Below are 20,619 nucleotides of genomic sequence, written 5' to 3'. Positions count from 1 at the left end.
TTTGCAGAATCAGGTCTCGGAAACGCGGCGTGGGCCGCGACGATCGCGGGAGGCCGGGATGGCGGGACGATGGATGGCGCGGTTCGCGCAGGGTAGGCACGGGGCGACGGGAATCGACGTCGGGGCGGACGAGGTGAGGGTGGTCGCGCTGAGCCGGCGCGGCCGCGCTGCCGATGTGCGTGTCGAGGGGCTCGAGCGGGAGCCGGTCGGGTTGGCGGGCGGGCCGGAAGACGCGCGCTGGGCGGCGGTTGCGCGCTCGCTGGCGGCGGCCGTGTCGCGGCTGTCGGCGGCGGGTGTGCGGTGCGAGGCGTGCGGCGTGATGGCGCTGTGCGATGACGAGATCCGCACCGCGACGCTCGACCTGGCCGGGCGCGACGACGTCGAGGATGCCGCGCGGCAGGCGGCCGAGCGCATTTCGGGGCTCGCGCCGGACAGCCTCGCGTTCGACTGGCGGCAGGATGGCAGCGCGCAGTCTGGCGAGATCGAGGTCGCGGTGACCCCGCTGGCGCTGCTCGAACGGCGGATCGACGTGGCCGCCCAGGCCGGTGTCGACCTGACGGCCGTCGACGGTGAGTCGGCGGCTGCGCTGCGCGCGTTGCGTTATGCGGCGCAGTTCGAGCTTGACGCGCACGGTCCCTATGCCGCGCTCTGGTTCAGCGACTCGGGCGTGCGGGCGTGGCGGGTCGACGGTGCGCTGGCCGCGCAGGTGCTCGAGCTGTCGGGCGGGGTGCCGGAGGCGTTCTCCGACGCATTGCGCCAGCGCGTGCTCGGGGCAGTGCGTTGCGTAGTCGTGGCTGGGGACGAGCGGTGCATCGCCCGCTTCGGGACGTCCGTCGCCGATATCGGCGACGTGCTCGGCGCGGTTGCGGTGCCGTTCGACTGCACGGGCTGGGATGGGCAGCCGTGCCCGCCCGCCGGCATGCCGGGCGGCCCGGCGTTTGCCGTCGCGTTCGGGCTGGCGTTGCGCGGGGTGTGGGAATGATGGCCGGTCGCATGCCGGCACGCGCGTCCGGGCCGGCCGGGTTCGATCGTGCGGGGCTCGGCGGTTTCAACCTGCTGCCGTACCGTGAGCGGCTGGCGCAGGCGTTGCGACGTCGCCGGGCCGCGCAGTGCGGAACGGCAATCCTGCTCGGCGTGCTCGGCGCCGGTCTGTGGACGGGCGCTGCCGCATGGCTGCGGTGGCGCGCGGACGCCGAGCGCGTAAGCGTGGAGACGCGGCTGCGGCAGTTGCAGCCGCGGGTGGAAGTTGCGACGCGCGCCGCCAGTGCAGCAGCAGCCGCCGCCCGGCGCGGCGCGCGGGCAGCCGAGCTCGCCGCGCCTTACCGGCGCGTCGCAGCGCTGCTGGCGACGCTGGCGCAGGTGCGAGACGACGCGGTTCGGCTCGACACGCTGCGCATGACACCGACGGGTGCCGAGCTCGATGCGCGCGCCACGAGTTACCGGGCGGCCGAACGATGGCTCGCCGGGATGGCGCGCGAGCAGCGGGACTGGCGGATCGATATCGACGCGTTGAAGCCTGCTTCGGATGCACCGGTCGCGTCGACGGGGATGTCGTTCCGGTTCTCGGTCCAACTGCGCTGGCGCGATGCGATGCCGTCGCGGAACACATCGGGAGGTGGCGCATGACGGCGATCATGCATCGGCCTGCGCCGCGCGGTGAAGCATGGCTGCGCGGCATGCGGCGCGTGTCGCCCGAGGCTGCCCATGCGGCCGGCTGTGCGCTGGCATTCGCAGCCGTGCTGGCGGGCGGCATTCATCTGGCGAATGCCGCCGACTGGAGCGGGCTCGCGCACAGTCGCTCGTTGCTGGCAGCGGCGCAGGTGCGTGAGGCCGATGCACAGCACGTGCTTGCCGGCGCCGGGCAGCGGCGCGACGCAGGTCCGGCACCAACGCGCGATGACCGCGTGTCGCCTGCGCCGGAATGGGGCGCGCTGATGCTCGAACTGGCCGATCTCGCAGCGTCGAGCGGGCTGCGTCGCGTATCGATCGAACCGCAGCAAGCCGGCGGCGCGGCGCCGGACGGCCGGCGCACGGTGCGTATCGTCGCGGATGGCGGTTTTCGTGCGTTGTTGCACATGGTCGGCGGGCTGGCGGGCTTTCCGGTGCTGGCGGTACCGTCGGCGCTGCGTGTCGAGCGAGGATTGCAAGCTGCACGCGTGGAAATGTCCGTCGACGTTTTTCCGGCGCTGCCGGCTGCAACGGGCGCTGGCGGCACGGTGGCGGTTCCGGCAGCGGCGCTCGACGACGACCCGTTCGACACGGCTGGCTTGTCCGCAGCGGATGGTCAGGCGGCCCGCCTGGCCGGCACGATTCGCGACGCGCGCGCCGGTCTCGCGCTGTTCGACGGCGGCGACGGCTCGTTCACCGCCGTGGCGGCCGGCGAAGCGCTCGGGGCTGCGCGCGTGGTGCGTGTCGAGCCCGCGGCCGTGACGCTCGCGACGGCGGACGGGGCGCACCGGCTCGTCCTCGATGACGGAGGCCGGCCATGATGAAGTACGGATGTCGGGCACTCGCCGTCGTCTGGGCCGGATTGACGGCGGCCGGAGCAAGCGCGTCATTGCCACCGCTGCCGGCCGTCTGGCCAGCAGCGGCGATCGATGCGCAGGTGCCGGGCCTGCCGCCGCCCGGAGGTTTGGTCGATGGCGTGGATGATGCCGTGTCGGCGGAGGTCGGCCCGCAACGGTTCGATCAGGCGGCTCACGCGGCGCGTCAGGCAGAAACCGCCGCTCCGGCTCCCCGGCTGGAGGGGCCGCCGATCCCGTTGGCGCCGCCGGTCCGGATGAGCGACGACGCGGCACGGCAACCGGGCGATACGAACGACGTCCGGCGAATCTCGCTGAATCTGCAAGGCGTCGGTCTCGCAGCTGCATTCGACGCGTTCGCCCGGTTCACGGGGCTCAATATCGTCGTCGGCGAGCAGGTGCGCGGCACCGTCACGTTACGTCTGAACAATGTTCGCTGGCGCGATGCATTCGATACGCTGCTCGACACGCACGGGCTCGCGATGTCGCGGCGCGGCAACGTGATATGGGTCACGCCGGCTGCCGAACTGGCCGCGCGCGAACGCGAGCGCTTCGAGATGCACGCGCGGGCCGCCGATCTGGAGCCGCTCGCGAGCCGTACGTTCGCGCTGCACTACCCGCGCGCGCAGGACGTGCAGCGACTACTGACCGGCGCGACCGGCCAGCGCCTGCTGTCGAAGCGCGGCGCCGCGGCGGCCGATCCGCGCACGAACCTGCTGTTCGTCACCGATCTCGAACCGCGTATCGCGCAGATCGCGGGCCTGATAGACGCGATCGACCGGCCGTCGCGGCAGGTCCGGATCGAGGCGCGCATCGTCGAGGGCGAACAGGGCTTCTCGCGCAACCTCGGCGCACGCGTCGCGCTGCGTGCGCAGGGGCGCCAGTCGTCGGGCGACGGCGCCACATTCACGACGGACGCGCGCAACGCGCTCGACCTTGCTGCGCGGCCGCTCGGCGGCTTCGAGGCGGCAACCGCCGGCTTCACGCTGTTCGCCGCGCCGCTCAGCCGCGTACTCGACATCGAACTGAGCGCACTCGAAGCGCAGGGGCGGGGACAGATCGTTTCGAGTCCACGCGTGGTGACCGCCGATCGCGTCAAGGCCATCGTCGAGCAGGGTTCGGAGCTGCCGTACCAGGCGAAGGTCGGCAACGGCATGAGCGGCGTACAGTTCCGCCGCGCGACGCTCAAGCTCGAGGTCGAGCCGCAGATCACGCCCGACGGGCGCGTGGTGCTCGACCTGGACGTGACGAAGGACAGTGTCGGCGAGCCGACGGCGGCCGGCCCGGCTATCCATACGAAGCACGTGCAGACGCGCGTCGAGGTCGAGGACGGCGGGACGGTCGCGATCGGCGGGATCTACGAGCAACTGCGCCGGAACGATGTGACGCGCGTGCCGCTCTTGGGCAAAATACCGTTTCTGGGCGCGCTTTTCCGGCACCGCGCGCAGCGCGACCAGCGCAGCGAATTGGTCGTCTTCATCACGCCGACCGTCGTCGACGCGCGCTGCGATGCACGCGGCGCGGCTGGCGCGGATCCCGATAAAACGGGGCCGGAAGCCGCCGGTGCAGGCTCGACAAGGCAGCCGCTTTGCCAGTAAGCTGCGCCACACACCAGCAAGATTGAAGCAGAGGAAGCCGTTGCAAGCGCGGGACCCACATGCAAACGTATTTTTCGTCGGCCTTATGGGAGCGGGTAAGACCACCGTGGGCCGTGCGGTCGCGCGTCGTCTCGACAGGACGTTCTTCGACTCCGACCACGAAATCGAGGCCCGTACGGGCGCGCGCATTCCGGTGATCTTCGAGCTGGAGGGCGAGGCCGGGTTTCGCGATCGCGAAACGCAGGTGATCGCCGAGCTCACGCAGCGCGAGAACATCGTGCTCGCGACGGGCGGCGGTGCGGTGCTGCGCCCGGAAAATCGCGACTGCCTGAAAAAACATGGCATCGTCGTCTATCTGCGTGCCAATCCGCACGATCTGTGGCTGCGCACGCGTAAGGACAAGAACCGTCCGCTGCTGCAGACCGAAGATCCGAAGGGGCGCCTCGAAGCGCTCTACGAAGTGCGCGACCCGCTGTACCGCGAATGCGCGGATTTCGTCATCGAGACCGGCCGTCCGTCGGTCAACGGTCTCGTCAACATGGTGCTGATGCAACTCGAACTGGCGGGCGTCATCGCCAAGCCGCTACAAGCATGATTACTGTCAACGTCGATCTGGGCGACCGCGCCTATCCGATTCACATTGGCGCCGGCCTGATCGGCCGCGCGGAGCTGTTCGCGCCTCACATCAAGGGTTCTTCCGTCACGATCGTCACGAACACGACGGTCGATCCGCTTTACGGCGACACGCTGCGCGCGGCGCTCGCGCCGCTCGGCAAGCATGTGTCGACGGTCGTGCTGCCGGACGGCGAGGCGTACAAGAACTGGGAAACGCTGAACCTGATCTTCGACGGCCTGCTGACCGAGCGCGCGGACCGCAAGACGACGCTCGTCGCGCTCGGCGGCGGCGTGGTCGGCGACATGACGGGCTTTGCCGCCGCGTGCTACATGCGCGGCGTGCCGTTCATCCAGGTGCCGACGACGCTGCTGTCGCAGGTCGATTCGTCGGTCGGCGGCAAGACGGGCATCAACCACCCGCTCGGCAAGAACATGATCGGCGCGTTCTACCAGCCGCAGGCCGTGATCGCGGACATCGGCGCGCTGGCGACGCTGCCCGACCGCGAACTGGCGGCCGGCGTCGCCGAGATCATCAAGACCGGCGCGATCGCCGATGCGGAATTCTTCGACTGGATCGAGGCGAACGTCGACGTGCTGAACCGTCGCGAGCCGGCAGCGCTCGCACACGCCGTGAAGCGCTCGTGCGAGATCAAGGCGAGCGTGGTCTCGGCCGACGAGCGCGAAGGCGGCCTGCGTGCGATCCTGAACTTCGGCCACACGTTCGGCCATGCAATCGAGGCCGGCCTTGGCTACGGCGAGTGGCTGCACGGCGAGGCGGTCGGCTGCGGGATGGTGATGGCGGGCGACCTGTCGGTACGGCTCGGCCTGCTCGACGAAGCGTCGCGGCAGCGGCTCGACGCGGTGATCGCGGCCGCCCATCTGCCGACCCGCGGGCCCGCGCTCGGCGACGCGCGCTATATGGACTTGATGCGCGTCGACAAGAAGGCTGAAGCCGGCGCGATAAAATTCATCCTGCTGAAGCGATTCGGCGATACGCTGATCACGCAGGCGCCGGACGAAGCCGTATTCGCTACACTGGCGCAGACAACCCGGTAACGGCGGCCCGGATGCCCCGGCGCCCCTGACATGGAGGAGACGTGAGCGAGACATCCAGCAGCACACTGCCCGAAGCCGGCCGCGCATCCGCTGCGCCGGTGGCCGAGCCGCCGACGCTGGCGGCGCTGGAAGCCCATCTCGCTCCGTATGCCGCACACGCGTCGCAGTCGCGCGGCCGCCGCCATCCGGAAACGCCGCCGGCGGCGCGCACCGAATTCCAGCGCGACCGCGACCGCATCGTCCATTCGACCGCGTTTCGCCGGCTCGAATACAAGACGCAGGTCTTCGTCAATCACGAAGGCGACCTGTTCCGCACGCGCCTCACGCACAGCCTCGAAGTCGCGCAGATCGCCCGCTCGGTCGCGCGCAACCTGCGCCTGAACGAGGATCTCGTCGAGGCGATCTCGCTCGCGCACGATCTCGGCCATACGCCGTTCGGCCATGCCGGCCAGGACGCGCTGAATGCGTGCATGCGTGACCACGGCGGCTTCGAGCACAACCTGCAGAGCCTTGCCGTCGTCGACGAGCTCGAGGAACACTACGGCGCGTTCAACGGGCTGAACCTGTGCTTCGAGACGCGCGAGGGCATTCTGAAGCACTGCTCGCGCGAGAACGCGCGCAAGCTCGGCGCGCTCGGCGAGCGCTTCCTGCAGGGCCGCCAGCCGTCGCTCGAAGCGCAGCTCGCAAACATCGCGGACGAAATCGCCTACAACAACCACGACGTCGACGACGGCCTGCGTTCCGGCCTGATCGCGATCGAGCAGCTCGCGGAAGTCGAGCTGTGGCAGCGCCACTACGAAGCGGCGCTCGCCGAATTCCCGCACCTCGAGGGCCGCCGTCTCGTGCACGAGACGGTACGCCGCATCATCAACACGCTGATCGTCGACCTGATTGACGAGACGACGCGCAATCTCGCGCGCGTCGCGCCCGCGTCGCTCGACGACGTGCGCGCCGCGCCGCCGCTCGTGTCGCACAGCGCGGCGGTCGCCGCGCAGGCCGCCGCGCTCAAGCGTTTCCTCTTCAAGAACCTGTATCGCCACTACAAGGTGATGCGCATGGCGAGCAAGGCGCAGCGCGTCGTCACGGGGCTGTTCGACGCGTTCATCGACGATCCGCGCCTGCTGCCGCCGCCGTACCAGTCGGACGACGCAGCACGGCAGCCGCGTCTCGTCGCGCACTACATCGCCGGAATGACCGACCGCTTCGCGCTGAAGGAGTATCAGCGCCTGTTCGTCATCAACGACAACTGACTGTCACAAACGATCACTAGACTTCGCCGGTTCAATGGCGATGGGAATGTTGCACACGCTGTTGGTAACGTTTTCATAGGAGAGAGGTCGATGAAGAAGAAGCCTGCGGGGACCATGGTTCGTTCGATCGCGCTCGGCGGCGCGCTGATGTTCGGTGTGCAGCACGTGGCGCTCGCCGCGACGGAGATCCAGTTCTGGCATGCGATGGAGGCCGCGCTCGGCGAGCGGGTCAACGCGATTGCCGAGCAGTTCAACGCGTCGCAAAGCGACTACAAGATCGTGCCGGTCTTCAAGGGCACCTACGACCAGGCGCTTGCTGCCGGCATCGCCGCCTATCGCAGCGGCAACGCGCCGGCGATTCTCCAGGTCTATGAAGTCGGCACGGCCACGATGATGCAGGCGAAGAAGGCCGTCGTGCCCGTCTACGACGTGTTCAAGCAGGCCGGCGTGCCGCTCGACGAAAAGGCGTTCGTGCCGACCATCTCGAGCTATTACAGCGACGCGAAGACGGGCCATCTCGTGTCGATGCCGTTCAACAGCTCGACGCCGGTGCTGTACTACAACAAGGATGCGTTCAAGAAGGCCGGGCTCGACCCGAACCAGCCGCCGAAGACGTGGGCCGACGTGCAGGCCGATGCCGAGAAGCTGCGCAAGTCGGGGATGACGTGCGGCTTCACGACCGGCTGGCAGGGCTGGATCCAGCTCGAGAACTACAGCGCATGGCACGGGTTGCCGTTCGCGAGCCGCAACAACGGTTTCGACGGCACCGACGCCGCGCTCGAATTCAACAAGCCGCAGCAGATCGCGCACATCGCGTTCCTGCAGCAGATGGCGAAGGACGGCACGTTCACGTACGCGGGCCGCAAGGATGAAGCGTCGGCGAAGTTCTACAGCGGCGACTGCGGGATCATGACGACGTCGTCGGGCGCGCTCGCGAACGTGCAGAAATTCGCGAAGTTCAGCTACGGCACGGGGATGATGCCGTACGACGCGAACGTGAAGGGTGCGCCGCAGAACGCGATCATCGGCGGCGCGAGCCTGTGGGTGCTGGCCGGCAAGGATCCGGCGACCTACAAGGGCGTCGCGAAATTCCTCGCGTACCTGGCATCGCCGGCCGTCGCCGCGAAGTGGCACCAGGACACGGGCTACCTGCCGGTCACGACCGCCGCGTACGACCTCACGCGCCAGCAGGGCTTCTACGCGAAGAACCCGAGCGCCGAAACAGCGATCAAGCAGATGCTGAACAAGCCGCCGCTGCCGTACACGAAGGGGCTGCGTCTGGGCAACATGCCGCAGATCCGCACGATCGTCGACGAGGAGTTCGAGCAGGTCTGGGCGCAGAAGAAGTCGCCGAAGGACGCGCTCGATTCGGCGGCCTCGCGCGGCGACGAACTGCTGCGCCGCTTCGAGAAGTCGGGCGGCTGAGCACGCATCGCTTCGTGCCGCCGGCCGCGCCGCGCATGCGTGCGTGCGGTCCGGCGGCGCGGTTTCCTTTCCGTTTCGCCTGACCGGATATCCGCGATGCAATCCCGTTCCCGCTTCGGTACGAGCCTGGTGCCGTACCTGCTGATCGCGCCGCAGCTCGCGATCACCGCCGTGTTCTTCCTGTGGCCGGCCGGCGTCGCGCTGTGGCAGTCGACGCAGATGCAGGACGCGTTCGGCACGTCGAGCGAATTCGTCGGCTTTGCGAACTTCACGCACCTGTTTGCCGATCCGCTGTATCTGGATTCGTTTCGCACGACGCTCGTGTTCAGCTCGCTCGTCACGGTGAGCGGGCTCGTCGTGTCGCTGCTGCTCGCCGCGTGCGCCGACCGCGTGATCCGCGGCGCGCGCGTGTACCGCACGCTGCTGATCTGGCCGTACGCGGTCGCACCGACGATCGCGGCCGTGCTGTGGGCGTTCCTGTTCAACCCGAGCATCGGCCTGATCACCTATGCGCTCGCGAAGGACGGCATCGTGTGGAACCACGCGCTGAACGGCGGGCAGGCGATGTTTCTCGTCGTGCTCGCGTCGGTGTGGAAACAGGTGAGCTACAACTTCCTGTTCTTCTACGCGGGCCTGCAGGCGATCCCGCGCTCGCTGATCGAGGCGGCGGCGATCGACGGTGCGGGGCCGGTGCGGCGCTTCTTCAACATCGTGCTGCCGCTGCTGTCGCCGACGAGTTTCTTCCTGCTGGTCGTGAACCTCGTCTACGCGTTCTTCGACACCTTCCCGGTGATCGACGCGGCCACCGGCGGCGGCCCGGCGCAGAGCACGAAGACGCTGATCTACAAGATCTTCGCGGAGGGCTTCCAGGGTCTCGACATCGGCAGCTCGGGCGCACAGTCGGTCGTGCTGATGATCATCGTCGTCGGGCTCACGGTGATCCAGTTCCGCTTCGTCGAACGCAGGGTGCAATACGCATGATCGAAAATCGCAAGGGCTTCGACCTGTTCTGCCACGCGGTGCTGGTCGCGGGCGTCGTGCTGATCGTGTTCCCCGTCTACGTCGCGTTCTGCGCGGCGACGATGAACGCGCAGGAAGTGTTCACGGTGCCGCTGTCGCTCGTGCCGAGCACACACCTGTTCGAGAACATCGCATACATCTGGGGGCACGGCAGCGGCGGCACGACGGCGCCGTTCGGCCGCCTGCTCGTGAACAGCTTCGCGATGGCGCTCGGCATCGCGGTCGGCAAGATCGCGATGTCGATCCTGTCCGCGTACGCGATCGTCTATTTCCGCTTCCCGTTCCGCAACACGGCGTTCTGGCTGATCTTCGTCACGCTGATGCTGCCGGTGGAGGTGCGGATCTTCCCGACCGTGCAGGTCGTGTCGACGCTGCACCTGACGAACACCTACGCGGGGCTCACGCTGCCGCTGATCGCGTCGGCGACCGCGACGTTCCTGTTCCGTCAGTTCTTCATGACGCTGCCCGACGAGCTGATGGACGCCGCGCGCATCGACGGCGCGGGCGCGCTGCGCTTCTTCTGGGACGTCGTGCTGCCGCTGTCGAAGACGAGCATCGCGGCGCTGTTCGTGATCACGTTCATCTACGGCTGGAACCAGTATCTGTGGCCGATCCTGATCACGACGGAAGCGTCGCTGTCGACGGCGGTGGTGGGCATCAAGACGATGATCGCGAGCGGCGACGCCGCGACCGAATGGCAGTACGTGATGGCGGCGACGCTGATGGCGATGATTCCGCCGCTCGTCGTCGTGCTGGCGATGCAGCGCTGGTTCGTGCGCGGCCTCGTCGATTCCGAGAAATAAGTGACGGACGGCAACCGGGAGAAAGACCAAGTATGGCTGCGCTGAGCTTGAAGGGCGTCAGGAAATCCTACGACGGCAAGCAGCACGTGCTGCATGGCATCGACGTCGAGATCGCCGACGGCGAATTCATCGTGCTGGTCGGCCCGTCGGGCTGCGGCAAATCGACGTTGCTGCGGATGATCGCGGGGCTCGAGAGCGTGACGGACGGCGAGATCGCGATCGGCGAGCGCGTCGTCAACGCGCTGGAACCGAAGGATCGCGATATCGCGATGGTGTTCCAGAACTATGCGCTGTACCCGCACATGACGGTCGCGCAGAACATGGGCTACGGGCTGAAGATTCGCGGAATCGAGCGCGCGGCGATCGACTCGCGGGTGGCCGCGGCCGCGAAGATCCTCGAGCTCGAGCCGCTGCTCGCGCGGCGGCCGCGCGAGCTGTCGGGCGGCCAGCGGCAGCGCGTCGCGATGGGGCGCGCGATCGTGCGCGAGCCGTCGGTGTTCCTGTTCGACGAACCGTTGTCGAATCTCGACGCGAAGCTGCGCGTGCAGATGCGGCTCGAGATCCAGCGGCTGCATGCGCGGCTCGCGACGACGAGCGTCTACGTGACGCACGATCAGATCGAGGCGATGACGCTCGCGCAGCGTGTGATCGTGATGAATCGCGGCTACGCGGAGCAGATCGGTGCACCGGTCGATGTGTACGAGAAGCCGGCGACGGTGTTCGTCGCGGGCTTCATCGGCTCGCCCGCGATGAACCTGCTGCACGGACGGCTGTCGGACGACGGCGCGACCTTCACGGTCGCGGGCGGCGGCCCCGCGCTGCCGGTCGCAGGCGCGCCCGGTATCGGCTCGGAGATCGCCACCGGGCGCGACTGGGTGCTCGGCGTGCGCCCCGAACACATGACGCCGCAGCCGGGCGTCGCGCAGGCGACGCTGCCCGTCGACTCGTGCGAGCTGCTCGGCGCGGACAATCTCGCGCATGGCCGCTGGGGCAATCACGACGTCGCGGTGCGCCTGCCGCACGCGGACCGTCCGGCGCGCGGCACGGCGCTGGCGGCCGCGCTGCCCGCGCACCGGCTGCATTTCTTCGATCCCGAAACCGGCAAGCGTGCCGGCTGAACCTGCTGCATTTGCCGAGAGGCCGACGATGACTTCCCGTACCGACTGGCCTTATCCGCGCGTCGTCGCCCATCGCGGCGGCGGCACGCTCGCGCCGGAGAACACGCTCGCCGCGCTCGACGAGGGTGCGCGACGCGGTCACCGGATGGTCGAGTTCGACGCGAAGCTGTCGGCCGACGACGTAACGTTCCTGCTGCACGACGACACGGTCGACCGGACCTCGAACGGCCGGGGGGCGGCGGCGGGCATGCGTTATGCGGCGCTGGCCGCGCTCGACGCGGGCGCATGGCTCGACGCGCGCTTCGCGGGCGAGCGGATGCCGACGCTCGAGGCGGCGGCGGCGCGCTGTATCGCGCACGGCCTGGCCGCGAATGTCGAGATCAAGCCGTGCCCGGGGCGCGAGCGCGAGACGGGGCTGCGCGTGGCGGCCGATGCGGCCGCGTACTGGCGCGATGCCGAGATCCCGCCGCTGCTGTCGTCGTTCTCGTTCGATGCGCTGCAGCAGGCGCGCGCGACCGTGCCGGCGCTGCCGCGCGGGATGCTCTACGAGGCCGTGCCGGACGACTGGCATGCGCAGGTCGTCGGCGCGCTCGGCTGCATATCGTTGCATGCAGACCACAAACGGCTCGACGAACCGCTCGTGCGCGCGATCAAGGCGGCCGGGCTGCGCATTCTGGTGTACACGGTGAACGACCTCGAACGGGCGCGCGAACTCGCGCGCTGGGGTGTCGACGCAGTCTGCACGGACCGGATCGACCTGATCGCCCCCGATGCGCTGGACGACATCGCGTAGCGGCCGGTCCCGCACGACGGTGGGTGCGGGAAGACCCTGAGACAAAAAAACGACGCCCCGGCGGGAATACCGCCGGGGCGTCTTGCATCGTGGAGACGTTACGTCACGAAAATTCCGCTACAAATTGCAGCAGGATTAACCATTCCCCAAATATTCGACTACGCTTAGAAACGGTAGCCGACGTTCAGGTACGTGACGATCGGGTTGAGCGAGATCTTCGCTTTCGACGTTTCGGTCAGGGTGCCGACCGGCGTCCGGCGGGCCGTCGTGAAGGTCGCGGTCACGCTGACCGGGATGTACGAGATCGACAGGCCCGCGAACCAGTGTTTCGTGAAGTTGTACGAGAAGCCGGCGTTGAAGACGGGCGCCCACTGGTTGCTGGTCGTTGCGCTGGTCGGGCCGCCGAGCACGCCGTTCTCGAACGTGCCGTTCGTGATCTTTGCGCCGGTGAACCAGACATAGGTCGCGCCGACGCCGACATACGGACGGAACTTCGCGTTGGCGTCGTTGAAGTGGTAGCGAAGCAATACGGCGGGGCTCCACTGGTACGCACGGCCGAGTACGCCGAACTTTTCGAACTGACCCTTGCCGGTAATGTCGAACTTCGGCGGTATCCCCATAACGAGCTCGGTGGAGATGTGGTCGGTGACGAAGTAGCCAGTTGCGAGCCCAAGCGTGTCGGCGTCGTTGATGCCGGCACCCGTGTTGGGAATCGATTGGTTGATGGGCGTGCCGCCAACGCGGTACACGAACAGCGGGTCGCTGCTGTCCTGCGGCGACAGGTGGAGCCAGCCGGTGCTGACGTAGAAATCACCTGCGGATTGTGCAAGTGCCGTACCGCTCGCGAACGTGAATGCGAGCGCTGCGGCCCCCGTGATGGCCAGTTTTCGTTTCATTGTGTCTCCTCCGATCAAAGGCGTGCTCATTATGACGACTGCGTTTAAAACCAAACAAGCTCGTAAGTTAGAGTTTTCACCCTAGGATTAGAACGACCGTACGTATCCGCGCACCGACAGGACGGGCATTCTATGCAGGTGCGCATTTTCGGACCTCCGGGTATTTCCTAACGCGTTCAAACGGACATTCAGCATGGCACGGTTAGCACGACTCTACGTTCCCGACCAGCCGCAGCACGTGATACTGCGCGGCCTGGATCAGCAACCCGCGTTCGTCGACGACCAGGACTACGAACTCTTCATCGATTGCCTGAAGGCCGCCGCGCGCGATCATCACCTGTCGGTGCATGCCTATGTGCTGCTGCCGCGCCAGGTGCAACTCCTCGTGACGCCGAGCGACGAGGCGAGCCTGCCGAAAGCGATGCAGGCCGTCGGTCGCCGCTACGTCGCGCATTTCAACCGACGCTATTCGCGGCGCGGCACCCTGTGGGAAGGCCGCTATCGCGCGACCGTGATCGAAGGCGAGCGCTATTTCCTGCTCGCGAGCCGCGTGGTCGAGATGAGCCCGGTGCGCTCGCAGCTCGTCGCGACACCCGAAGCCTATCGCTGGTCGAGCTACCGGCATCACGTCGGGCTCACCGTCGACAGCCTGATCACCGACCATCCGCTCTACTGGGCGCTCGGCAACACACCGTTCGACCGCCAGCGTGCGTACAAGGAGCTGTGCGAGCAGCCGCTCGACGAGCGGCAGGCCGACCAGTTGCAGCAGGCGACGCTGAAGGGCTGGGTGCTCGGCGGCGAGAACTACCGCGAGTGGGCGGCGCGCACCGCGAACCGGCGCGTGTCGCCGCTGCCGCGAGGACGCCCCAGAAAGGTGCGCGAGAACACGCCGCCGATCCAGCAATAACGCGGGAACGGCGATCAAGAGGCGGCGCTGCGGGCGCCGCTTCTTTTTGCACCAAAATGATACGTCCCCAATAAAACGGCACCAGATCGAAGCATCTGTTTAATTGGGGTTCGATCAAGCGGTTTTTGTTGCTATTCCTTTGATTCGTCGCGTATATTCCGAATTCCGGTGGCCCGGGCGAAGCATGCCCGCCCACTGTCGGCCGCGCCGTCTCCTGTCGGGAGCGGGATCGACGGCAACAACAAAACGGTTCAACGGCCCTCCAGGCCCCCTTTACGACGGTGTCCCCATGAACGACCACCAGCAGCCGCTCACCGCGGTGCCCGCCGCACAAGGTCTGTACGACCCGCAAAACGAACACGACGCCTGTGGCGTCGGCTTCGTCGCTCACATCAAGGGCAAGAAGAGCCACGAGATCATCCAGCAGGGTCTGAAGATCCTCGAGAACCTCGATCACCGCGGCGCGGTCGGCGCCGATCCGCTGATGGGCGACGGCGCGGGCATCCTGATCCAGATTCCGGACGCGTTCTATCGCGAGGAAATGTCGAAGCAGGGCGTGATGCTGCCGCCCGCCGGCGAATACGGGGTCGGGATGATCTTCCTGCCGAAGGAAAACGCATCGCGTCTCGCGTGCGAGCAGGAGCTCGAGCGCACGGTGAAGGCCGAAGGCCAGGTCGTACTCGGCTGGCGCGACGTGCCGGTCGACCATGCGATGCCGATTTCGCCGACCGTGAAGGCGAGCGAGCCGCTGATCCGCCAGATCTTCATCGGCCGCGGCAAGGACATCATGGTGACGGACGCGCTCGAGCGGAAGCTGTACGTGATCCGCAAGACGGCGAGCCACCGCATCCAGGCACTGAAGCTGAAGCACGGCAAGGAATACTTCGTGCCGTCGATGTCGGCGCGCACGGTCGTCTACAAGGGGCTGCTGCTCGCGGGCCAGGTCGGCGTGTATTACCGCGACCTGCAGGACGCGCGCGTCGTGTCGGCGCTCGCGCTCGTGCACCAGCGCTTCTCGACCAACACGTTCCCGGCGTGGGAACTGGCCCACCCGTACCGGATGATCGCGCACAACGGCGAGATCAACACCGTGAAGGGCAACGTGAACTGGCTGAACGCACGTACCGGCGCGATCGCGTCGCACGTGCTCGCCGACGACCTGCCGAAGCTGTGGCCGCTGATCTACCCGGGCCAGTCGGACACCGCATCGTTCGACAACTGTCTCGAACTGCTGGTGATGGCCGGCTACCCGCTCGTGCACGCGGTGATGATGATGATCCCGGAAGCGTGGGAACAGCACACGTTGATGGACGAGAACCGCCGCGCGTTCTACGAATACCACGCCGCGATGATGGAGCCGTGGGACGGCCCGGCCGCGATCGCGTTCACCGACGGCCGCCAGATCGGCGCGACGCTCGACCGTAACGGCCTGCGTCCGGCGCGCTACATCGTCACGGACGACGACCTCGTCATCATGGCGTCGGAAGCCGGCACGCTGCCGATCCCCGAATCGAAGATCGTCAAGAAGTGGCGCCTGCAGCCGGGCAAGATGTTCCTGATCGACATGGAACACGGCCGCATCATCGACGACAAGGAGCTGAAGGACAACCTCGCGAACGCGAAGCCGTACAAGAGCTGGATCGACGCGGTGCGCATCAAGCTCGACGAGATCGAGCCGAAGGCCGAGGAAGTCGCGGCCGGCCGTACGCAGGGCGCCGCGCTGCTCGACCGCCAGCAGGCGTTCGGCTATACGCAGGAAGACCTGAAGTTCCTGATGGCGCCGATGGCGCAGCAGGGCGAAGAGGCCGTCGGTTCGATGGGCAACGACTCGCCGCTGGCGGTGATGTCGAACAAGAACAAGACGCTCTATCACTATTTCAAGCAGCTGTTCGCGCAGGTCACGAACCCGCCGATCGATCCGATCCGCGAGAACATGGTGATGTCGCTCGTGTCGTTCATCGGCCCGAAGCCGAACCTGCTCGACACGAACAACATCAATCCGCCGATGCGTCTCGAAGTGTCGCAGCCGGTGCTCGACTTCAAGGACATCGCGAAGATCCGCGCGATCGACCAGTACACGGGCGGCAAGTTCAGCGCGTACGAACTGAACATCTGCTACCCGGTCGCGTGGGGCAAGGAAGGCATCGAGGCGCGCCTCGCGTCGCTGTGCGCGGAAGCCGTCGACGCGGTGAAGTCGGGCTACAACATGCTGATCGTGTCGGACCGCAAGACGGACGCCGAGCACGTCGCGATTCCGGCGCTGCTCGCCACGTCGGCGATCCACACGCACCTCGTGCAGCAAGGGCTGCGCACGAGCACGGGCCTCGTCGTCGAAACGGGCTCCGCGCGTGAAACGCACCACTTCGCGCTGCTTGCGGGCTACGGCGCGGAAGCCGTGCACCCGTACCTCGCGATGGAAACGCTCGCGAAGATGGCCGAGGGCCTGTCGGGCGGCCTGTCGCCGGAGAAGGCCGTCTACAACTTCACGAAGGCGGTCGGCAAGGGGCTGCAGAAGGTGATGTCGAAGATGGGCATCTCGACGTACATGTCGTACACGGGCGCGCAGATCTTCGAAGCGCTCGGCCTGTCGAGCGACCTCGTCGAGAAGTACTTCAAGGGCACGGCGTCGAAGGTCGGCGGCATCGGCCTGTTCGAAGTCGCGGAAGAGGCGATCCGCCTGCACCGCGACGCGTTCGGCGACAATCCGGTCCTGCGCGACATGCTCGACGCGGGCGGCGAGTACGCGTACCGCGTGCGCGGCGAAGACCACATGTGGACGCCGGATTCGATCGCGAAGCTGCAGCACGCGACGCGCAGCAACTCGTACCAGACGTACAAGGAATACGCGCACCTGATCAACGACCAGACCAAGCGTCACATGACGTTCCGCGGCCTGTTCGAGTTCAAGGTGTCGCCGGCGAAGGCGATTTCGATCGACGAAGTCGAACCGGCGAAGGACATCGTCAAGCGCTTTGCGACGGGCGCGATGTCGCTCGGCTCGATCAGCACCGAAGCGCACGCGACGCTCGCGATCGCGATGAACCGGATCGGCGGCAAGTCGAACACCGGCGAAGGCGGCGAGGACGAAAAGCGCTACCGCAACGAGCTGCGCGGCATTCCGATCAAGTCGGGCGAGACGCTGAAGTCGGTGATCGGCGACGAAATCGTCAGCGACATTCCGCTGAAGGACGGCGATTCGCTGCGCTCGAAGATCAAGCAGGTCGCGTCGGGCCGCTTCGGCGTCACCGCCGAGTACCTCGCGTCGGCCGACCAGATCCAGATCAAGATGGCGCAGGGCGCGAAGCCGGGCGAAGGCGGCCAGCTGCCGGGCCACAAGGTGTCCGAATACATCGGCAAGCTGCGCTATTCGGTGCCGGGCGTCGGCCTGATCTCGCCGCCGCCGCACCACGACATCTATTCGATCGAGGATCTGGCGCAGCTGATCCACGACCTGAAGAACGTGAACCCGAGCTCTAGCATCTCGGTGAAGCTGGTGTCGGAAGTGGGCGTCGGCACGGTCGCGGCCGGTGTCGCGAAGGCGAAGGCCGATCACGTCGTGATCGCCGGCCATGACGGCGGCACGGGCGCATCGCCGCTGTCGTCGGTCAAGCACGCGGGCACGCCGTGGGAACTCGGCCTTGCCGAAACGCAGCAGACGCTGGTGCTGAACCGCCTGCGCGGTCGCATCCGCGTGCAGGCCGACGGCCAGATGAAGACGGGCCGCGACGTCGTGATCGGCGCGCTGCTCGGCGCGGACGAATTCGGCTTCGCGACGGCGCCGCTCGTCGTCGAAGGCTGCATCATGATGCGCAAGTGCCACCTGAACACATGCCCGGTCGGCGTCGCGACGCAGGATCCGGTGCTGCGTGCGAAGTTCAAGGGCCAGCCCGAGCACGTCGTGAACTACTTCTTCTTCGTCGCCGAGGAAGTGCGCGAGATCATGGCGCAGCTCGGCATCGCGAAGTTCGACGACCTGATCGGCCGCGCCGACCTGCTCGATACGCGCAAGGGCGTCGAGCACTGGAAGGCGAAGGGCCTCGACTTCTCGCGCGTGTTCTACCAGCCGGAAGAGTGCGAGGACGTCGCGCCGCGTCACGTCGACGTGCAGGATCACGGCCTCGAGCGCGCGCTCGACCACGTGCTGATCGAGAAGGCGAAAGCCGCGATCGAGAACGGCGAGCATGTGTCGTTCATCCAGCCGGTGCGCAACGTGAACCGCACGGTCGGCGCGATGCTGTCGGGCGTGATCGCGAAGAAGCACGGCCATGACGGCCTGGCGGACGACGCGGTGCACATCCAGCTGAAGGGCACCGCCGGCCAGAGCTTCGGCGCGTTCCTCGCGAAGGGCGTGACGCTCGACCTCGTCGGCGACGGCAACGACTACGTCGGCAAGGGCCTGTCGGGCGGCCGGATCATCATCCGCCCGACCAACGACTTCCGCGGCAAGTCCGAGGAAAACATCATCTGCGGCAACACGGTGATGTACGGCGCGATCGAAGGCGAAGCGTTCTTCCGCGGCGTCGCGGGCGAGCGCTTCTGCGTGCGCAACTCGGGCGCGACGGCGGTCGTCGAGGGCACGGGCGACCACGGCTGCGAATACATGACGGGCGGCACGGTCGTCGTGCTCGGCGAGACGGGGCGCAACTTCGCGGCCGGCATGTCGGGCGGCCTCGCGTACATCTACGATCCGGAAGGCATGTTCGCGGCGAAGTGCAACAAGTCGATGGTCGCGCTCGAACCGGTGCTGCAGCAGGCCGAGCAGGAGCGCACGGTCGATCGCGCACTCTGGCACGCAGGCACGACGGACGAAGCGCTGCTCAAGGGGCTCGTCGAGCGTCATTTCCAGTTCACGGGTTCGCCGCGCGCGAAGTCGCTGCTGGAAAACTGGGACGCGGCGCGCCGCCAGTTCGTGAAGGTGTTCCCGCACGAATACAAGCGCGCGCTGGGCGAGATCGGTGCGAAGAAGGCGGCGAAGGAAGTGCTGGCCGCCTGAGCGACGAACGACATAGCGAATGCCGCGCGCGCATGATTGCCGCGCGCGGCTCCCCCACCCGATACACCGAACAGAAGAGCACCTTATGGGCAAGGCAACCGGTTTTCTGGAGTTCGAACGCCGCCACGAGGCGTACGAAGCACCGCTCACGCGCGTGAAGCACTACAAGGAATTCGTCGCGGCACTGACCGACGCGGACGCGAAGGTCCAGGGCGCGCGCTGCATGGATTGCGGCATCCCGTTCTGCAACAACGGCTGCCCGGTCAACAACATCATCCCGGACTTCAACGATCTCGTTTACCGCCAGGACTGGCAGCAGGCGATCGAAGTCCTGCACTCGACCAACAACTTCCCGGAATTCACGGGCCGCATCTGTCCGGCGCCGTGCGAGGCCGCGTGTACGCTCGGGATCAACGACGACCCGGTCGGCATCAAGTCGATCGAGCACGCGATCATCGACAAGGCCTGGGCCGAAGGCTGGGTGAAGCCGCTGCCGGCCGAGCACAAGACGGGCAAGAAGGTCGCGGTCGTCGGTTCGGGCCCCGCGGGCCTCGCCGCCGCGCAGCAGCTCGCGCGCGCGGGCCACGACGTGACGGTGTTCGAGAAGAACGACCGTGTCGGCGGCTTGCTGCGCTACGGGATTCCCGACTTCAAGCTCGAGAAGTGGCTGATCGACCGCCGCATGCGCCAGATGGAAGCGGAAGGCGTGACGTTCCGCACCAGCGTGTTCATCGGCAAGGATCCGCTGCCCGAGTCGATCGGCAGCCTCGCGAAGGAAACCATTTCGCCGGACACGCTGAAGGAAGAATTCGACGCGGTCGTGATCGCCGGCGGTTCGGAAACGCCGCGCGACCTGCCGGTGCCGGGTCGCGAACTCGCGGGCGTTCATTTCGCGATGGACTTCCTGCCGCAGCAAAACCGCGTGAACGCGGGCGACAAGCTCGTCGACCAACTGCTCGCGAAGGGCAAGCACGTGATCGTGATCGGCGGCGGCGATACGGGTTCGGACTGCGTCGGCACGTCGAACCGTCACGGCGCGAAGCAGGTCACGCAGTTCGAATTGCTGCCGCAGCCGCCGGAAGAGGAAAACAAGCCGCTCGTGTGGCCGTACTGGCCGATCAAGCTGCGCACGTCGTCGTCGCACGAGGAAGGCTGCGAGCGCGACTGGGCGGTCGCGACGAAGCGTCTCGAAGGCAAGAACGGCAAGGTCGAGAAGCTGATCGCGGTGCGCGTCGAGTGGAAGGACGGCAAGATGCAGGAAGTGCCGGGCTCCGAGTTCGAGATGAAGGCCGATCTCGTGCTGCTCGCGATGGGCTTCACGCAGCCGGCCGCGCCCGTGCTCGACGCGTTCGGCGTCGCGAAGGACGCGCGCGGCAATGCGCGTGCGGCGACCGAAGGCGATCGTTCGTACTACACGTCGGTCGACAAGGTGTTCGCGGCAGGCGACATGCGTCGCGGCCAGTCGCTGGTGGTGTGGGCGATCCGCGAAGGCCGCCAGTGCGCGCGCTCGGTCGATGCGTACCTGATGGGGCATTCGGAACTGCCGCGCTGAGCTGAATACCGCGAGCGGGTTTCGATGAGAGCCGGGCGTCCGAAAGGGCGCCCGGTTTTTTTTGTGGCTGG

At 67.1% G+C, this 20,619-nt stretch carries 16 protein-coding genes; 15 read left to right on the top strand and 1 reads right to left on the bottom strand.

All coding sequences use genetic code 11. The annotated features are described in order from the left end of the window. The first annotated feature begins 58 nt into the window (after positions 1 to 58). From DM992_RS02180 to ugpQ, 12 genes are all read left to right on the top strand, one after another. Positions 59 to 982, top strand: coding sequence for a competence protein ComA (locus DM992_RS02180; protein WP_111015500.1), 924 nt, complete (start codon positions 59 to 61; stop codon positions 980 to 982). After that, on the top strand, positions 982 to 1,626 hold the full coding sequence (locus DM992_RS02175; protein WP_111015499.1) for a fimbrial protein: 645 nt from the start codon (positions 982 to 984) through the stop codon (positions 1,624 to 1,626). Before DM992_RS02180 ends, DM992_RS02175 begins: the two co-directional genes overlap by 1 nt. Then, complete coding sequence (locus DM992_RS02170) at positions 1,623 to 2,489, top strand: pilus assembly protein (protein ID WP_111015498.1); 867 nt, start codon at positions 1,623 to 1,625, stop codon at positions 2,487 to 2,489. Before DM992_RS02175 ends, DM992_RS02170 begins: the two co-directional genes overlap by 4 nt. After that, a complete protein-coding gene (pilQ, locus tag DM992_RS02165) occupies positions 2,486 to 4,120 on the top strand; it encodes a type IV pilus secretin PilQ (RefSeq protein ID WP_111015497.1) in 1,635 nt (544 codons plus the stop codon). Before DM992_RS02170 ends, pilQ begins: the two co-directional genes overlap by 4 nt. Before the next feature lie 40 nt (positions 4,121 to 4,160). Then, a complete protein-coding gene (locus tag DM992_RS02160; protein ID WP_111017771.1) occupies positions 4,161 to 4,715 on the top strand; it encodes a shikimate kinase in 555 nt (184 codons plus the stop codon). Continuing rightward, positions 4,712 to 5,791, top strand: coding sequence for a 3-dehydroquinate synthase (aroB, locus tag DM992_RS02155; RefSeq protein WP_111015496.1), 1,080 nt, complete (start codon positions 4,712 to 4,714; stop codon positions 5,789 to 5,791). The genes DM992_RS02160 and aroB overlap by 4 nt, the downstream gene beginning before the upstream one ends. Before the next feature lie 65 nt (positions 5,792 to 5,856). After that, positions 5,857 to 7,041, top strand: coding sequence for a deoxyguanosinetriphosphate triphosphohydrolase (locus tag DM992_RS02150; RefSeq protein ID WP_239511321.1), 1,185 nt, complete (start codon positions 5,857 to 5,859; stop codon positions 7,039 to 7,041). Between the two features lie 90 nt (positions 7,042 to 7,131). Then, positions 7,132 to 8,466, top strand: a complete 1,335-nt coding sequence (gene ugpB / locus DM992_RS02145) for a sn-glycerol-3-phosphate ABC transporter substrate-binding protein UgpB (protein ID WP_111015494.1) — start codon at positions 7,132 to 7,134, stop codon at positions 8,464 to 8,466. 96 nt (positions 8,467 to 8,562) lie between these two features. After that, complete coding sequence (ugpA, locus tag DM992_RS02140; protein ID WP_111015493.1) at positions 8,563 to 9,447, top strand: sn-glycerol-3-phosphate ABC transporter permease UgpA; 885 nt, start codon at positions 8,563 to 8,565, stop codon at positions 9,445 to 9,447. Continuing rightward, positions 9,444 to 10,289, top strand: coding sequence for a sn-glycerol-3-phosphate ABC transporter permease UgpE (gene ugpE, locus DM992_RS02135; protein ID WP_111015492.1), 846 nt, complete (start codon positions 9,444 to 9,446; stop codon positions 10,287 to 10,289). Before ugpA ends, ugpE begins: the two co-directional genes overlap by 4 nt. A 32-nt stretch (positions 10,290 to 10,321) precedes the next feature. Then, the gene (locus tag DM992_RS02130) at positions 10,322 to 11,407 is read left to right on the top strand and encodes a sn-glycerol-3-phosphate import ATP-binding protein UgpC (protein WP_111015491.1); all 1,086 of its coding nucleotides are present in this window, start codon (positions 10,322 to 10,324) and stop codon (positions 11,405 to 11,407) included. 28 nt (positions 11,408 to 11,435) lie between these two features. Continuing rightward, complete coding sequence (ugpQ, locus tag DM992_RS02125) at positions 11,436 to 12,200, top strand: glycerophosphodiester phosphodiesterase (protein ID WP_111015490.1); 765 nt, start codon at positions 11,436 to 11,438, stop codon at positions 12,198 to 12,200. A 164-nt stretch (positions 12,201 to 12,364) separates the two neighbouring features. On the opposite strand, the gene DM992_RS02120 is transcribed toward ugpQ, so the two are convergent. Beyond that, positions 12,365 to 13,096 carry an OmpW family outer membrane protein gene (locus tag DM992_RS02120; protein ID WP_111015489.1) on the bottom strand — a complete coding sequence of 244 codons (732 nt, stop codon included), beginning with the start codon at positions 13,094 to 13,096 and terminating at the stop codon, positions 12,365 to 12,367. 193 nt (positions 13,097 to 13,289) lie between these two features. On the opposite strand from DM992_RS02120, the gene DM992_RS02115 reads away from it, so the two are divergent. The 3 genes from DM992_RS02115 to DM992_RS02105 all read left to right on the top strand — a co-directional run bounded on the left by DM992_RS02115 (position 13,290) and on the right by DM992_RS02105 (position 20,548). Further along, entirely contained in the window at positions 13,290 to 14,003 is a 714-nt protein-coding gene (locus DM992_RS02115; protein WP_027783329.1) for a transposase, read from the top strand. Between the two features lie 289 nt (positions 14,004 to 14,292). Then, positions 14,293 to 18,996 carry a glutamate synthase-related protein gene (locus DM992_RS02110; protein ID WP_111015488.1) on the top strand — a complete coding sequence of 1,568 codons (4,704 nt, stop codon included), beginning with the start codon at positions 14,293 to 14,295 and terminating at the stop codon, positions 18,994 to 18,996. Positions 18,997 to 19,081: 85 nt separating this feature from the next. Continuing rightward, the gene (locus DM992_RS02105; RefSeq protein ID WP_111015487.1) at positions 19,082 to 20,548 is read left to right on the top strand and encodes a glutamate synthase subunit beta; all 1,467 of its coding nucleotides are present in this window, start codon (positions 19,082 to 19,084) and stop codon (positions 20,546 to 20,548) included. Positions 20,549 to 20,619: the final 71 nt, after the last annotated feature.

It is taken from the genome of Burkholderia sp. JP2-270 (genome assembly GCF_003233675.1).
Classification (GTDB): domain Bacteria; phylum Pseudomonadota; class Gammaproteobacteria; order Burkholderiales; family Burkholderiaceae; genus Burkholderia; species Burkholderia pyrrocinia_C.
Note: the sequence above shows the minus strand (reverse complement) of the source record. Positions and strands in the feature narration are given on the sequence as shown.

What these genes read in the sequence shown, in the direction of transcription:
- DM992_RS02180 (WP_111015500.1), top strand. Translation starts at nt 59, where the DNA reads ATGGCGGGACGATGGATGGCGCGGTTCGCGCAGGGTAGGCACGGGGCG.
- DM992_RS02170 (WP_111015498.1), top strand. Translation starts at nt 1,623, where the DNA reads ATGACGGCGATCATGCATCGGCCTGCGCCGCGCGGTGAAGCATGGCTG.
- pilQ (WP_111015497.1), top strand. Translation starts at nt 2,486, where the DNA reads ATGATGAAGTACGGATGTCGGGCACTCGCCGTCGTCTGGGCCGGATTG.
- DM992_RS02115 (WP_027783329.1), top strand. Translation starts at nt 13,290, where the DNA reads ATGGCACGGTTAGCACGACTCTACGTTCCCGACCAGCCGCAGCACGTG.
- ugpQ (WP_111015490.1), top strand. Translation starts at nt 11,436, where the DNA reads ATGACTTCCCGTACCGACTGGCCTTATCCGCGCGTCGTCGCCCATCGC.
- ugpB (WP_111015494.1), top strand. Translation starts at nt 7,132, where the DNA reads ATGAAGAAGAAGCCTGCGGGGACCATGGTTCGTTCGATCGCGCTCGGC.
- DM992_RS02105 (WP_111015487.1), top strand. Translation starts at nt 19,082, where the DNA reads ATGGGCAAGGCAACCGGTTTTCTGGAGTTCGAACGCCGCCACGAGGCG.
- DM992_RS02110 (WP_111015488.1), top strand. Translation starts at nt 14,293, where the DNA reads ATGAACGACCACCAGCAGCCGCTCACCGCGGTGCCCGCCGCACAAGGT.
- DM992_RS02120 (WP_111015489.1), bottom strand. Translation starts at nt 13,096, where the DNA reads ATGAAACGAAAACTGGCCATCACGGGGGCCGCAGCGCTCGCATTCACG.
- DM992_RS02175 (WP_111015499.1), top strand. Translation starts at nt 982, where the DNA reads ATGGCCGGTCGCATGCCGGCACGCGCGTCCGGGCCGGCCGGGTTCGAT.
- DM992_RS02130 (WP_111015491.1), top strand. Translation starts at nt 10,322, where the DNA reads ATGGCTGCGCTGAGCTTGAAGGGCGTCAGGAAATCCTACGACGGCAAG.
- ugpE (WP_111015492.1), top strand. Translation starts at nt 9,444, where the DNA reads ATGATCGAAAATCGCAAGGGCTTCGACCTGTTCTGCCACGCGGTGCTG.
- aroB (WP_111015496.1), top strand. Translation starts at nt 4,712, where the DNA reads ATGATTACTGTCAACGTCGATCTGGGCGACCGCGCCTATCCGATTCAC.
- ugpA (WP_111015493.1), top strand. Translation starts at nt 8,563, where the DNA reads ATGCAATCCCGTTCCCGCTTCGGTACGAGCCTGGTGCCGTACCTGCTG.